General features: G+C 35.3%; 12 protein-coding genes. 6 read left to right on the top strand and 6 right to left on the bottom strand.

Annotation, left to right across the window (positions count from 1 at the left end; translation table 11 throughout):
- Positions 1–15: 15 nt before the first annotated feature.
- Positions 16–927 (bottom strand): heme o synthase, encoded by a 912-nt coding sequence (gene cyoE / locus DYE31_RS08740; protein ID WP_015899994.1) that lies wholly within the window; start codon positions 925–927, stop codon positions 16–18.
- 272 nt (positions 928–1,199) lie between these two features.
- On the opposite strand from cyoE, the gene DYE31_RS08745 reads away from it, so the two are divergent.
- Positions 1,200–2,126 (top strand): COX15/CtaA family protein, encoded by a 927-nt coding sequence (locus tag DYE31_RS08745; RefSeq protein WP_015899993.1) that lies wholly within the window; start codon positions 1,200–1,202, stop codon positions 2,124–2,126.
- Between the two features lie 129 nt (positions 2,127–2,255).
- Here DYE31_RS08745 and DYE31_RS08750 read toward each other — a convergent pair whose 3' ends face one another.
- The 3 genes from DYE31_RS08750 to DYE31_RS08760 form a co-directional block, all read right to left on the bottom strand.
- Positions 2,256–5,705 (bottom strand): pyruvate carboxylase, encoded by a 3,450-nt coding sequence (locus DYE31_RS08750; RefSeq protein ID WP_015899992.1) that lies wholly within the window; start codon positions 5,703–5,705, stop codon positions 2,256–2,258.
- A gap of 426 nt (positions 5,706–6,131) precedes the next feature.
- Entirely contained in the window at positions 6,132–7,352 is a 1,221-nt protein-coding gene (gene ftsW, locus DYE31_RS08755; RefSeq protein ID WP_015899991.1) for a cell division peptidoglycan polymerase FtsW, read from the bottom strand.
- 243 nt (positions 7,353–7,595) lie between these two features.
- On the bottom strand, positions 7,596–7,871 hold the full coding sequence (locus DYE31_RS08760; protein ID WP_015899990.1) for an Fpa/YlaN family protein: 276 nt from the start codon (positions 7,869–7,871) through the stop codon (positions 7,596–7,598).
- Positions 7,872–8,007: 136 nt separating this feature from the next.
- On the opposite strand from DYE31_RS08760, the gene DYE31_RS08765 reads away from it, so the two are divergent.
- Together DYE31_RS08765 and DYE31_RS08770 are read left to right on the top strand one after the other, a co-directional pair.
- Positions 8,008–8,490, top strand: coding sequence for a hypothetical protein (locus tag DYE31_RS08765; protein ID WP_015899989.1), 483 nt, complete (start codon positions 8,008–8,010; stop codon positions 8,488–8,490).
- A gap of 1 nt (position 8,491) precedes the next feature.
- Entirely contained in the window at positions 8,492–8,680 is a 189-nt protein-coding gene (locus DYE31_RS08770) for a DUF2197 domain-containing protein (RefSeq protein WP_015899988.1), read from the top strand.
- A 130-nt stretch (positions 8,681–8,810) separates the two neighbouring features.
- Here the strand turns inward: DYE31_RS08770 and typA are convergent, their stop codons facing one another.
- On the bottom strand, positions 8,811–10,658 hold the full coding sequence (typA, locus tag DYE31_RS08775) for a translational GTPase TypA (RefSeq protein ID WP_015899987.1): 1,848 nt from the start codon (positions 10,656–10,658) through the stop codon (positions 8,811–8,813).
- A gap of 94 nt (positions 10,659–10,752) precedes the next feature.
- Here typA and DYE31_RS08780 point away from each other — a divergent pair, with 94 nt between their 5' ends.
- On the top strand, positions 10,753–10,944 hold the full coding sequence (locus DYE31_RS08780; protein ID WP_015899986.1) for a DUF5325 family protein: 192 nt from the start codon (positions 10,753–10,755) through the stop codon (positions 10,942–10,944).
- Between the two features lie 163 nt (positions 10,945–11,107).
- Here DYE31_RS08780 and DYE31_RS08785 read toward each other — a convergent pair whose 3' ends face one another.
- Positions 11,108–11,929, bottom strand: coding sequence for an inositol monophosphatase family protein (locus DYE31_RS08785; RefSeq protein WP_053464830.1), 822 nt, complete (start codon positions 11,927–11,929; stop codon positions 11,108–11,110).
- A gap of 161 nt (positions 11,930–12,090) precedes the next feature.
- On the opposite strand from DYE31_RS08785, the gene DYE31_RS08790 reads away from it, so the two are divergent.
- Positions 12,091–12,702, top strand: a complete 612-nt coding sequence (locus tag DYE31_RS08790; RefSeq protein WP_015899984.1) for a YktB family protein — start codon at positions 12,091–12,093, stop codon at positions 12,700–12,702.
- 205 nt (positions 12,703–12,907) lie between these two features.
- Positions 12,908–14,251, top strand: a complete 1,344-nt coding sequence (locus DYE31_RS08795) for an Nramp family divalent metal transporter (protein ID WP_015899983.1) — start codon at positions 12,908–12,910, stop codon at positions 14,249–14,251.
- Positions 14,252–14,274: the final 23 nt, after the last annotated feature.

Below are 14,274 nucleotides of genomic sequence, written 5' to 3' on the forward strand. Positions count from 1 at the left end.
CTATCTCAATTTTATTTAAATCATATTGATTAAAGAAATTATAACAACTAATGCGAAAAACAGCACTAAATAATTTAGTGAATAAACAAACATCAGCGTTGCCCATTTCATATGATCAGATTTCTTTTTATAACTTGTAAGTCCTAAATAAATCCAACCTAAGTTTAAAAGTGTTGCCAATCCAATAAATACAGGACCTAAATCACTTAACAAGAATGGTAATGGCAATAATAAAATCAACCAAACGAACATACCTATTCTTGTACGATTAAATCCTTTTACAGATGGTAACATTGGAATATTCGCTGCTGAATATTCATCTTGGCGTTTAATCGCTAGAGCATAGAAATGAATCGGTTGCCAGCAGAAAATAACTAAGAATAAGGCAATTGCCGTCATGCTTAGTTGTCCCTCGATTGCTGTCCATCCAATAACTGGCGGTACTGCTCCTGGGAAAGCTCCGATTACAGTATTCCAAGTTGTGTGTCGTTTAGACCAGATTGAGTAAAATGATACATAACCGATAATCCCCATTAAACCGATTACGCCTGATGGTATGTTAAGAATAAATAATGCAATTTCTCCAATTACCATCATTCCAAAACTTAAAATCAATAAATTTTTATTTGAAATTCTGTCATTTACTGTTGGTCTAGCTTGTTTACTAGGCATAATGCGGTCAATATCTTGGTCATAATAGTTATTGAGTGCACATGCGCCTCCCATGATAAGTGTTGACCCAATCAGCATTAACAAAATTTGCGGTATAGATGATAGGAAGGAATGATTCGCCAATACAATTGCAAGCCATGAACCCGCAAATGCAGGAATCAGGTTACCTTGGACGAGTCCCATTTTAATAATCGCCTTTAATTCTTTGAAGGTAACGCGTCCAGAAGTTTGCGACAAAGTTTGTCCTTTATCCATAATGCCCCTCCTTAAAATATTCATATAATACTATGATATAGCAAAAGGTAACTATTGACTAGATTAAATAAGACAAATTTGTGACACTTTAACGACATTATAAATCGTCAATTTTGTGACACAAATTCAAAGTGTCAGCTATTAAAATCCATTACAATTATTGATATAATGTTTATAAATCTTTACAATTTATTTGAATGACAACACAGGCGAGGGCATCTTCACTTATGTCCTGCCTTTAATTATGTCAATAATCAGTGGGGTGTTTAAAATTGTTTAAAAAACGTAACCTTAAATGGTTATCAATTTTAGCAACGGTTATTATGGCATGGGTACAATTAGGTGGCGCTTTAGTTACTAAAACAGGTTCTGAAAATGGATGCGGCGCTTCATGGCCATTATGCCATGGTGCTCTTTTACCACAGAATCTGCCTATCGCTACTATTATAGAACTCAGTCACAGAGCAACTTCTGCTTTATCTTTAATCGTTGTATTATGGTTAGTTATAACAGCTTGGAAAAACATCGGGTATATTAAAGAAGTAAAACCATTATGTATTATCAGTGTAGCTTTCTTATTAATTCAAGCACTTGTTGGTGCAGCTGCAGTACTTTGGCAGCAAAATGATTATGTATTAGCTTTACATTTCGGTATTTCACTTATCAGTTTTTCTTCTGTATTTGTTTTAACATTAATTATTTTTGATGTTGACCAAAAATATGAAGCAAACAAAGTTCATATCGATCGTAAATTACGTATATATACATGGACAATGGCCATCTGCTTATACGTTGGTATTTATACCGGCGCTTTAGTGCGACATACTAAATCTTCATTGGCATACGGTTCTTGGCCATTGCCGTTTAATGACCTGATTCCGCATACTGAACAAGACTGGGTACAACTTGCACATAGAACTTTAGCATTAATTGCAAGTATCAGTGTTTTCCTAGCATTTAATTATGCAATCAAACATTATCAAAATAATCGTACCATCCGTTACGGTTATACAGCAGCCTTGTTATTGATTATCTTACAGATTGTAACAGGCGCATTATCTATTTTCACTCACGTCAATTTGATAATCGCTTTATTACATGCATTAATCATTACTTTCGAATTCGGACTGATTGCATACCTCATCGTATTGTTGTTACGTTCACAACGTGTTGAAAAAGTAAAACAAAATGCATATTAAGTATAATCCGTTGGTCAACTTAGGAAAGTTGACCAACGGATTTTTTTATCAAAAAACCAGAATGCTCCCTTTAATACTTTCACTTTTCAGTGTTTGCTTTAAAGGGAGCCTATTATTATACTTTTCTATTTATTCATCTTTTTCTAATTCTACTAATAAATCACCTGTTTGAATACCTTCACCATCAGTCACTGTTACTTTTTTAACTGTTCCTGCAAATGGTGCTTGTACTGTTGTTTCCATCTTCATTGCTTCAGTAATCAATAATGCTTGTCCAGCATCTACATGATCCCCTACTGCTACTTTCACTTCAGAAACTGTACCAGGCATTTGTGCTCCGATGTGGTTTGGATTTGATTTATCCGCTTTTGGTTTAATAGTCGCATCCGTTTTCACATTTTCATCTTGAATCTTAATTTGACGTGTCTGACCGTTCATGATGAAGAAAATCGTTCTGATACCTTTATCATCCGGTTCAGTAATCGCCTCTAAAGTAATAATTAAAGTTTTACCTTTATCAATCTCAACTTCAACTGTTTCTCCTACATTCATACCAAAGAAAAATGTTGGTGTATCAAGCAAAGAAACATTACCGAATTGTTCTTTTGTATTAATGTACTGCTCATAAACTTTTGGATAAATCGCATAACTGATTAAATCTTGATCAGTTACAGGCTTATCTTGTTTTGCTTGTAATTCTTCACGCAACGCCTCAAAATCAATTGCTTGTAGATATTCCCCTGGACGTTCAGTTAATGGTTTTTGACCTTTTAACACAACTTTTTGCAATTCTTTATTGAATCCGCTTGTCGGTTGTCCAATTTCACCTTTAAAGAATGATACTACAGATTCAGGGAAGTCTAATTTATAACCATCTCTGATTACATCTTCTTCATTCAAATCATTTTGAACCATATATAAAGCCATATCACCCACAACTTTTGAAGAAGGTGTAACTTTAACGATATCACCGAACAAGAAATTGACACGGCGGTACATATCTTTGACTTCATGGAATCTATTGCCTAAACCTAAACTTTTCGCTTGTTGATTCAAGTTAGAATATTGTCCGCCAGGCATTTCATATTGATAAATTTCAGTATTCGGCGATTTGAAATCACTTTCAAAGTCACTGTAATAATGACGTACTGTATCCCAATATTGTCCTAATCTTTCTAAACCATTGATATCTGCACGTGCATCTCTGCCAAAACCATTGAGTGCATAATAGAGTGAGTTGGCACTTGGCTGACTTGTTAATCCGCTCATAGATGAAACTGCTGTATCAATCACATCTACTCCGGCGTCTGCTGCTTGTTTATAAACTAAAATACCATTACCGCTTGTATCATGTGTATGCAAATGAATCGGCAAGTTAGTTGCTGCTTTCAATTCACCAACTAATTCAAAGGCTGCTTTTGGTTTTAATAATCCGGCCATATCTTTAATTGCTAAAATATGGAACCCTTCTTTTTCTAATTCTTTTGCTAAATTAACATAGTATTCTAAAGTGAAAACATTAGAACGTGAAGTGTCTAAAATATCACCTGTATAACAAATTGCACCTTCAGAAATTTTACCGGCTTCTTGTACCGCTTCATTCGCTACTTTCATTTGATCTAACCAGTTCAATGAATCGAAAATACGGAAGACATCAATACCTGCTTCTGCACTTTCCTTAACGAATTTCTTAATAACATTATCCGGATAATTTTTATAACCGACCGCATTAGATGCACGCAATAACATTTGGAATAAAACATTCGGAATCGCTGTGCGTAACTTTTCCAATCTTTCCCAAGGATTTTCTTTTAAGAAATTATACGCTACATCAAATGTTGCACCCCCCCACATTTCAAGTGAGAATGCATCTTTCAAAATATCAGCTGTTTCAGAAGCAATTGCTAAAATATCATTTGTACGTACACGTGTCGCAAGTAAAGATTGATGCGCATCTCTGAATGTTGTATCTGTAATCAGCACATCATCTTGTTTTAACAACCAATCCGCTACAGCTTTCGGGCCTTGTTCATCTAACAACTGCTTTGTGCCATGTAATTGATCAATTTTTGATTGTGGAACTTGTGCAATATGCGGACGTTCAAAATCTGGTTTAGAACGTTTTTCGACACTAGGAAAACCATTAATAGTAACATTACCGATATATTCAAGTGTTTTAGTACCACGGTCTTGTGTTGCTTGAATATCAAATAATTCTGGTGTTTCTTCGATAAATTTAGTTGTATAATCACCATTTTGGAAATGCTTATTGCGGATCACATTAATTAAGAACGGAATATTCGTTTTAACACCGCGGATACGCATCTCGCGTAGAGAACGATCCATTTTTTCAATTGTTTGTTTGAAAGTCATCGCATGTGTTGATAATTTTACTAACAATGAATCGTAATATGGTGAAATTTCTGCACCTTGGAAACCATCACCCGCATCCAAACGTACCCCGAAACCGCCACTAGAACGATAAGCAATGATATGACCCGTATCAGGCATAAAATCATTTTCAGGATCTTCAGTTGTAATACGGCATTGAATTGCATAACCTAAAGTTTGAATATCTTCTTGATGCGGCATGCCAATTTCTTCACCAAATAAAGATTCGCCATCAGCGACTAAAATTTGAGTTTTGACAATATCAACACCTGTAAGCATTTCTGTAATCGTATGTTCCACTTGAACACGCGGATTGACTTCGATGAAATAAAAATCATCGCCAGAAACTAAAAATTCTACAGTTCCGGCATTCACGTAACCAACGTTATTCATCAATTGCAACGCTGCATCACAAATACGTTCACGTAAACTTTCATCCAACCCAACTGAAGGTGCCACTTCTACAACCTTTTGATGGCGACGTTGAACAGAACAATCACGTTCATATAAATGTACAATATTACCTTCTGAATCCCCCATAATTTGTACTTCAATATGTTTAGGCTCATTAATATATTTTTCAATATAAACTTCACTATTTCCAAAAGATTTTTCAGCTTCAGATTTCGCGCGAGAAAACGCTTCTTCAAGTTCCCCTTCGCTGTTGACGATACGCATACCTTTACCGCCACCGCCACTTGTTGCTTTAATCATCAGCGGATAACCCGCTTCTTCAGCAAACTCTGCAGCCTTATGATAATCTTCAATCGGTCCGTCTGTACCTGGAATAACTGGTAAATCTGCTTTGATCGCTGTTGCACGTGCTTTAACTTTATCACCGAACATATCTAAATGTTTGAGCTCTGGTCCGATGAAAATAATACCTTCTTCAGCACATCGGCGTGCAAATGTTTCATTTTCACTCAAGAAACCATAACCAGGATGAATAGCATCTACACCAGCATTTTTCGCCACTTGAATAATACGTTCAATATTCAAATAACTATCTGCTGGACCTAAATCTTCACCTACTAAATAGGATTCATCTGCTTTGTTTCTATGTAATGAACCTTTATCTTCATTTGAATAAATCGCTACAGTTTTAATATTCAACTCTGTTGCTGCACGAAAAATACGAATTGCAATTTCTCCTCGATTGGCTACCATTAACTTATTAATCTTCTTCAATTACACTTACCCCCATCTGAATTATTTGAATTTTCAAAACCTTTGTTGTGCAATAATTCTAATCAAAACACGAACATTACTGTCGTATTTATTGATTGCTTTTTTTAATAAAGATAGTAGGAACTTCTTTTTCCTGTATTATAATTTCTCTGTTTATATGACACTTGTTTTATATTCCTTTTACCTACTAGTATAATAAACAGCATAAATTCATTATATCATATTCAGTTATCATTATTCATAATTTTTAGTTATACCTTTTCACCACTCCAATCATGATTACTTAATTTAAAAACCTTAACAATTCGTTGAATATCAAAGAAAACGTTTGTATATTGTTAATTTTATTTATTTTTAAGTTTACATTTAAAACAAAAAACAGAGATTAAACACGTTATGGAATACGTCTTTAATCTCTGTTTGAACTTAATATTTTCTTGGAATATCCACATGCTGCTGTTTCGCTCTTTTTTTATCTAACTTAATCTGTTTAGCTGTGATTAACAAGAGTCCGAGCGCTATACTTAATGCAATCATAGAAGAACCACCAAAACTAATAAATGGTAATGGTACACCTGTTAATGGAATCAGCGCTGAGATACCGCCTAAGTTAACGAAAGTCTGACTTCCGATGTAACTAGCAATCCCGACACAAACAAGCTTATAAAAATAAGAAGTCGTTTGTGAAGCTAATTGGAAAGCACGGTATACAATAAAGAATAATAGTCCGAGTACAAGCATACCGCCAATTAATCCTAATTCCTCGCAAATCACCGCAAAGATAAAGTCGGTGTGCGGTTCAGGCAAGTAACCAAGTTTTAAAACACTGTTTCCAAGTCCCTTACCAAATAATCCGCCATTACCAATGGCCATAAGAGAGTTTGCTACATGGTAACCTGTACCTGATTCATATTTAAATGGATTAGTCACAATGCTGAAACGTGCAACAAGATAAGAAGGCAACCAACCAAACAATGCTGCGGCGCCAAATACAACTGCTCCTAGTATAAAAATACCTATGCCATATTTCAGCAATTGTTTTACCCAAATACCTGCATAAAATAAAATAGAAAAGAATATGATTAAAATCAACATCGTTTGACCAACGTCTTTTTGCAGGAATACCAATCCGACACAAAGTAGAATAAACACAATCGGTCCTCTAATCAATTTAGAATTTGTGAATACTTGCGGTCGTTTTTTATTGATCATGTAAGGTAAATATAAAATAATGGCAATTTTTAATAGTTCCGATGCTTGTAAGTTCATAAAGCCTAAGTTAATCCAACTTTTTGAACCATTTATATTTTTACCGATAACTAATGTCGCAAGCAAAAGTAAGAATATAATGATCATCATACCTTGCTGCACTCTTTTTTGCTGCAGGAATTTTACATTCATGAAAAATGCCATAAAAAATACGATGACAAAACTCATAATGACATACATTAACTGGCGCGTATAAAAGTACGTACCTGAAACTGGTACGCCGCCTGTTAAGGTACCTTTTGTTGCAGCTACCATACTTGCGCTATATACCATAACCAAGCCGATTAAACATAGTGTTATGTAAGTAACAACAAGTGGATAATCGATAAATTTCGAGTATTTTGCCACATGTCGAAGTATTGCTTTTAAATTATTCATTTTAATTAATCATCCAATTCTAATATTTGAAGAAATCCAATCATTTTCTCTAAATTCTTGATGGACAAACTTCAAATTTATGTAAAATAAATTTACAATCTCTCTTTATAAAACCATAGATAGACAAAATTATGCAAGTGATTTCTATCTGGTTCAAAAAGAAAAATCGGCTGTATCCAATCACAAAAATGATGGATGTACAGCCGATGATATGTCTTAAACTGGTGCTGTTATGTTAAATTATCAAACGTTTGTAAATGCTTCGTGAAGTTTAGACAATTCTTTTTCAAGACGCAACATAATTTCTTTACCCATTTCAATATCAATAAGGCCTAAATTAGCTGCAAAGTCTACTTCCTTTTGTAAACCAAACATTTGTGTATCTAAAACTTCTTCGTATAATGGACATTGCGGCAATGTAAGATTATCCATTTGTACTTTAATCAATTGTAGGATGCGGTCTGCATCTTTATTTAATTGGTCATATGCCGCGTTATTTATACTGTTCGTTTTAGCCATGACATACTCCCCCTATCATTTGTCGTCATATTAAAAATTTTAGCCTACTCGATACTAAATTGCAAGTAAATTTCAGTCCACAGAATCCAATCTGTGTTATCATATACTCAGATATGATAAAGGGGAGCGCATAAAAATGATACAAATCAAGGGTAACGTCAAATTTCCAATTACATTAGATAGTACAACTTGGATTTTTGATGATCGTAAAGTCAAAATTGAAGACTTAGAAAATGGTGTATTTGAGGGTACGAAACCAATTGAGTTTCAAAATAACCGTGCATGGAATCGTGCAATTTTAGAAGGGCAAACGAATCCTCCTACTTTAAACTCAGAAACAAAATATAAAAAACGTGCAATGATTGAAGATACTTTCGTCATTAACATGACACCTTTCTTCAAAAATGCCGAACCGAGTGAAAATGCTACAGCAATCCGCCTATCAAACGACGAAGACTCTATCGAAATTCCAATCAGCTTATTACCATACCTATTCTTTAAATTTGCTGATCATGGTAAAAGATTATACGAAGATAGCGGCGTAGATAGTTTCATTTACATACCTGATGAAGGTTACTCACATGAATTTAAACATGTGATATATATCGAGGTGGTATAATTTGAAAAAAGTACAGTGTATCATTTGCGATACCGAAGTACTCATAGATGAAAACACTTTAGAAGCAAAACAACTGAACAACAATCCGATCCGCACTTTTATGTGCGGTGAATGTAAAAGTCGTTTAGATGTGCCGAAACAACGTCACAATCTATATAAAGAAAAAGACGAATTTCATATTGAAGAATAAAAGAAATGCCGGAGACTTTGAGTTTCTGGTATTTCTTTTTTGAGTTGAGTGAACCTAATATCATTCTAAATAAAAAAGCTGTACAGCTAACCCTATCAAAAAGGTCTGCTGTACAGCTTCTTTCAATTCATTATTCGTCTTCTTGCATCATTTGTTTTACACGTTTTGCTTCTTTTTCACGTTGTGCTTTATTTAAGACTTTCTTTCTTAGACGAATGTTTTCAGGTGTTACTTCTAACAATTCATCATCATCGATAAATTCTAACGCTTCTTCAAGTGTTAAAATACGTGGACGTTTCATTGTTTCAGTTTGGTCTTTAGTTGCTGAACGTACATTGGTTTGGTTTTTAGTTTTTGTAATATTAACTGTTAAGTCATTATCACGGTTGTTTTCACCAACAATCATACCTTCGTACACTTCAGTACCAGGTTCCATGAAGTTTGTGCCGCGGTCTTCAAGACCAATAATCGCATAAGCACTTGCTTTACCTTGGTCCATAGATACTAACACACCATTACGGCGGCCGCCGATACGTCCTTTAACACGTGGACGGAATTCTTCGAAAGTATGGTTGATAATACCATAACCGCTTGTCATAGACATAAATTCAGTAGTGTAACCAATTAATCCACGTGCAGGTACCATAAAGATTAAACGAGTTAAACCATTATCAGTTGTAACCATGTCTAACATTTCACCTTTACGTTGACCTAATGATTCAATGACAGCACCAGCATTTTCTTGCGGTACTTCACATTGTACACGTTCGAATGGTTCACATAATTTACCGTCAATTTCTTTTAAGATAACTTGTGGTTTAGAAACTTGCAATTCGTATCCTTCACGACGCATGTTCTCGATTAAGATAGATAAGTGCAATTCACCACGACCAGCTACTGTCCAAGCATCTGGTGAATCTGTCGGAGTTACTTTCAATGATACGTCTGTTTCAAGTTGTTGATCTAAACGGTCTTGAATTTGACGTGCAGTAACATATTGACCTTCACGACCAGCAAATGGTGAGTTATTAACACGGAATGTCATTTCCAATGTCGGTTCATCAATACGTAATACTGGCAATGCTTCTTGGTGGTCATGCGGTGTTACAGTTTCACCTACGTTGATGTCTTCCATACCAGATACTGCAATTAAGTCACCAGCATGCGCTTCTTGAATTTCTTCACGTTTTAATCCGAAGAAACCGAATAATTTAGTGACACGGAAGTTTTTGACACTGCCGTCTAATTTCAATAATGATACTTGGTCGCCGACTTTAATTGTTCCTCTGAACACACGGCCGATACCGATACGTCCTAAGTAGTCATTGTAGTCTAATAAAGCAACTTGGAATTGTAATGGTTCGTCTCTGTTATCTTTTGGTGCTGGAATTTCTTCAAGAATTGTTTCATATAATGATTGCATGTTATCATCTTGAGTTTCAGGGTCCAAGCTTGCTGTACCATTTACTGCTGAAGCATAAACAACAGGGAATTCTAATTGTTCATCATTAGCTTCTAATTCGATAAATAAGTCTAATACTTCATCTACAACCGCTTCAGGACGCGCTGAAGGTTTATCGATTTTATTTACAACCACAACTGGTTTTAAATTTTGTTCTAACGCTTTTTTCAACACGAAACGTGTTTGAGGCATTGTACCTTCGTAGGCATCAACAACTAATACAACACCATCTACCATTTTCATAATACGTTCAACTTCGCCGCCGAAGTCAGCATGTCCTGGTGTATCTAAGATATTAATTCTAGTGCCTTTATAATCAACCGCAGTATTTTTAGCTAAAATTGTAATACCGCGTTCTCTTTCTAAATCATTTGAATCCATTGCACGTTCGTCAACGTGTTCATTCTCACGGAAAATACCAGATTGTTTTAATAATTCATCTACTAAAGTTGTTTTACCATGGTCAACGTGAGCGATAATAGCAATATTACGAACGTCATTTCTTAAATTTGTCATACTAAATTTCCTTTCTTGAGTAAATTCCCACTTCAATTTGCAACTTTTTTATTATATCATATTATTGAGCAAAGAATAATAAGGTGGGGTTTGAATGCAGAAAAAAAAATCACATGCGATTTTTTGGGTATACACTGTTCTAGCAGTTCTGTTCCTTTTACTGTTCAGTTTCAGTATTGGAGCTAAGAGTTTACCATTCTCAATCATTACATTTGTAATCATGATTGGTATCTTCGGCGCAGGATTTGCTACGAAAAAGAAATACCGAGAAAATGGCTGGCTTTAAGCGATTCGACACATTTGTAACAAAGGTATCCATTTATTGCAGTACCCTGCATAATGGAGATTACTCATAAATTTCAGTCAAAAGAAAAAGGTTGGGTTCATGCCATGCAGCAGATGAGCAGATTATTGCTCATTTGCTTAATGCATACATGGTCCCGACCCTTTTATTGTTTGTATCTTGCGTGCAGTGCTTCAAGTGTCTCTCTTTCAGAAAGCATATGCTTATTCAAAATTTCTTCATGCACTGCTGCATTGCCGACAAGTACTGAATGCGGTTGTGTCAGTTCTAAAGGTCTGCCTAATAAATCTGAACCTACACCGCCGACTTCATTTAAAATAATCAAACCGCCTGCAAAATCCCAAGGTTGCAGTCTTGGAGTCATATATGCAGCGAGTTTGCCTCGCGCAACATTTACGATTTCTAAAGCTGCTGAACCGTATGCCCGTGCGCTTCTCGCATCATCTACTACCTTTTTGAATATAACACCTATTTGCGGCTTTGTTAACCAGTTTGGATTAATTCCAATTAAACTTTTCTTCAATTCACTGCCTGCAATCGGTTTCAATGGATGTTCATTGACAAAAGCACCCTCACCAACTTTGGCATGATATAATTTGTCATTCATTACATCATATACAAATCCTGCATAAGGTTTGCCGTCATTATATATACCAATCGAGATTGCAAAATTTTCTTGCTGATGCACAAAATTTAATGTGCCATCAATCGGATCAATCACCCATACAATACCTTCAGGTTTTAATTCAGACATCGGCATGCCGTGTCCTTCTTCCCCTATCACCTGTGCATCTGGATAATTGTCGATGATATTATTATAGATAAAATCCTCTGTCGCTTTGTCGACGTTTGTCACTAAGTCATTAGGATTGGATTTAGTTTCAATATCAATGTCTTCTTGCATCATTTTTCGAATATTATTACCCGCTTCAATCACGAGTCCTTTTGCATAATCATATACTGCCACTTGCGAACACCCCTTTATTGATATTATGAACTTTATTGTTACTAACATAACATTTTCTCTATCAAACACATAAAACTATACTGTCTGCAATTGCATCTGCTCTGATTGGATATTAAAACTATGCTACAATGTTTTCAATACACCTACACAGGAGGTAAACCATGTCTAAATATACTTTTACTCAAAAAAACTTTAAAGTCTTTGAAGTGCCAGGCTTAGAAGGACGCATGTCAGCCATTGAATCTGAAATTCAACCTAAACTTGCGGCACTTGGCACATACTTTACAGATTTCTTAAATACACACACACCTGACGAATTCTATGCACATATTGCGAAACATGCACGTCGTACAGTCAATCCGCCTAAAGATACTTGGGTCGCTTTTTCTACCAATAAACGCGGTTATAAAATGCTGCCTCATTTTCAAATCGGCTTATATGAAGACCAGGTCTTTGTGATGTTCGGTGTTATGCATGAAGCTAAAAACAAAAACCATTATATTGAGGTTTTTGAAAAACACTTTGACGAAATTGAAAACTTGCCGGATGATTATCGGATTTGTACAGATCACGTTAAGATGGAAAAACCGCTTATCAAAGATCTTTCGACCGATGAATTAAAAGAAGCTTTGCATCGGGCACATCAGTTGAAAAAAGGCGAATTTTTCATTGCACGTACATTATCTCCTAAAGCACCTGAACTTAAAACTGATAAAGCTTTTAAAAGTTATCTAGAAGATACTTTTGATCATTTACTTAAGTTTTACTCATAATAGCATATTTAAATGCTTATAACTACACTCAGGATTATTTTAGTGCCTTTTCTGTATGAACAACAGATGAGGTGCTTTTTTATTGTTTGAAATTGTGTCGTTCTCCGCTAAAAAAGCATTCACATTAAATTTTTAGGTTGACCTAACTTTATTTTTACTTTATTATGGAACAATATTAGAAGTATTAGAAGCGGAGGTGACCTTCTTGAGCAAAAGACAGGTCAAATATGATACTGACAGTTTAGATGAAGTAAACAATTCTGTCAGCTTTAATTCCAACAGCAGCATTAAACAAAAATTCTTGTCTTTCTTAGGACCAGGGTTGCTTGTCGCTGTTGGCTATATGGATCCGGGAAACTGGATTACATCCATGCAAGGCGGCGCGAAATACGGATATATCTTGCTATTCATTATCCTTGTTTCCAGTTTGTCTGCAATGCTCTTACAAAGTATGACGGTAAGATTAGGTATTGCTTCCGGTTATGACTTAGCCCAAGTCACGAAACATTACTTAAACAAACCATTAGGTTATGTATTCTGGATTATAGCTGAACTCGCAATTATCGCAACCGATATCGCTGAAGTCATCGGGAGTGCAATTGCACTTGACCTATTATTCGGAATTCCATTAATTGTAGGCGCAATTATTACTGTCTTAGATGTATTTATACTTTTATTCATTATGAAATTCGGCTTTAGAAAAATCGAAGCCATTGTCGGTGCACTCATTTTTACAGTGTTGGCAATCTTCATTTTTGAAGTTTATATCGCCTCTCCTGATGTGACACGTATTTTGAATGGGTTTATACCAAGCAGTAAAATCATTACAGAACACGGCGCTTTATATATCGCATTAGGTATTGTGGGCGCTACAATCATGCCGCATAACTTATATTTACATTCATCCATCGTACAATCACGTACTTATGACAGAAAAGATGAAGACTCAAAAGCACAAGCAATCAAATACGCAACAATTGACTCAAATATTCAATTGAGTATCGCATTTGTTATAAACTGTCTACTGCTTGTACTTGGTGCTGCATTGTTCTTTGGCGGCAATTCTGAAAGCTTAGGCGGATTTTATGATTTATACCATGCATTGAAAACACAACCTCTTTTAGGGGCATCATTAGGCGGCCTGATGAGTACATTGTTTGCTGTTGCATTATTAGCTTCAGGACAAAACTCTACAATTACAGGTACGTTAGCCGGTCAAATAGTAATGGAAGGATTTATCAATTTAAAAATTCCTAACTGGTTGAATCGTTTAATCACACGTGCAATTGCTGTAATCCCTGTCATTGTTTGTTTAATTATTTTCCATGGCAACGAAGCAATGATGGAACAATTACTTGTATTTTCTCAAGTATTTTTAAGTATTGCTTTGCCATTCTCATTAATCCCATTACAACTCGCTACAAACAACTCAGATTTAATGGGACGTTTTAAAAATAAATTATGGATTAACATCGTATCTTGGACTTTAATCGTCATACTTAGCGCTTTGAATATTCACTTGATTATTCAAACGTTCCAAGAGCTTTAATCTCAAAAAATAATCCTCGATTC

The organism is Staphylococcus carnosus (assembly GCF_900458435.1).
Lineage (GTDB): Bacteria > Bacillota > Bacilli > Staphylococcales > Staphylococcaceae > Staphylococcus > Staphylococcus carnosus.

Excerpts from the sequence above, each read along its gene's own strand:
- cyoE (WP_015899994.1), bottom strand. The coding sequence starts at position 927 with ATGGATAAAGGACAAACTTTGTCGCAAACTTCTGGACGCGTTACCTTC.
- ftsW (WP_015899991.1), bottom strand. The coding sequence starts at position 7,352 with ATGAATAATTTAAAAGCAATACTTCGACATGTGGCAAAATACTCGAAA.
- DYE31_RS08760 (WP_015899990.1), bottom strand. The coding sequence starts at position 7,871 with ATGGCTAAAACGAACAGTATAAATAACGCGGCATATGACCAATTAAAT.
- DYE31_RS08765 (WP_015899989.1), top strand. The coding sequence starts at position 8,008 with ATGATACAAATCAAGGGTAACGTCAAATTTCCAATTACATTAGATAGT.
- typA (WP_015899987.1), bottom strand. The coding sequence starts at position 10,658 with ATGACAAATTTAAGAAATGACGTTCGTAATATTGCTATTATCGCTCAC.
- DYE31_RS08780 (WP_015899986.1), top strand. The coding sequence starts at position 10,753 with ATGCAGAAAAAAAAATCACATGCGATTTTTTGGGTATACACTGTTCTA.
- DYE31_RS08790 (WP_015899984.1), top strand. The coding sequence starts at position 12,091 with ATGTCTAAATATACTTTTACTCAAAAAAACTTTAAAGTCTTTGAAGTG.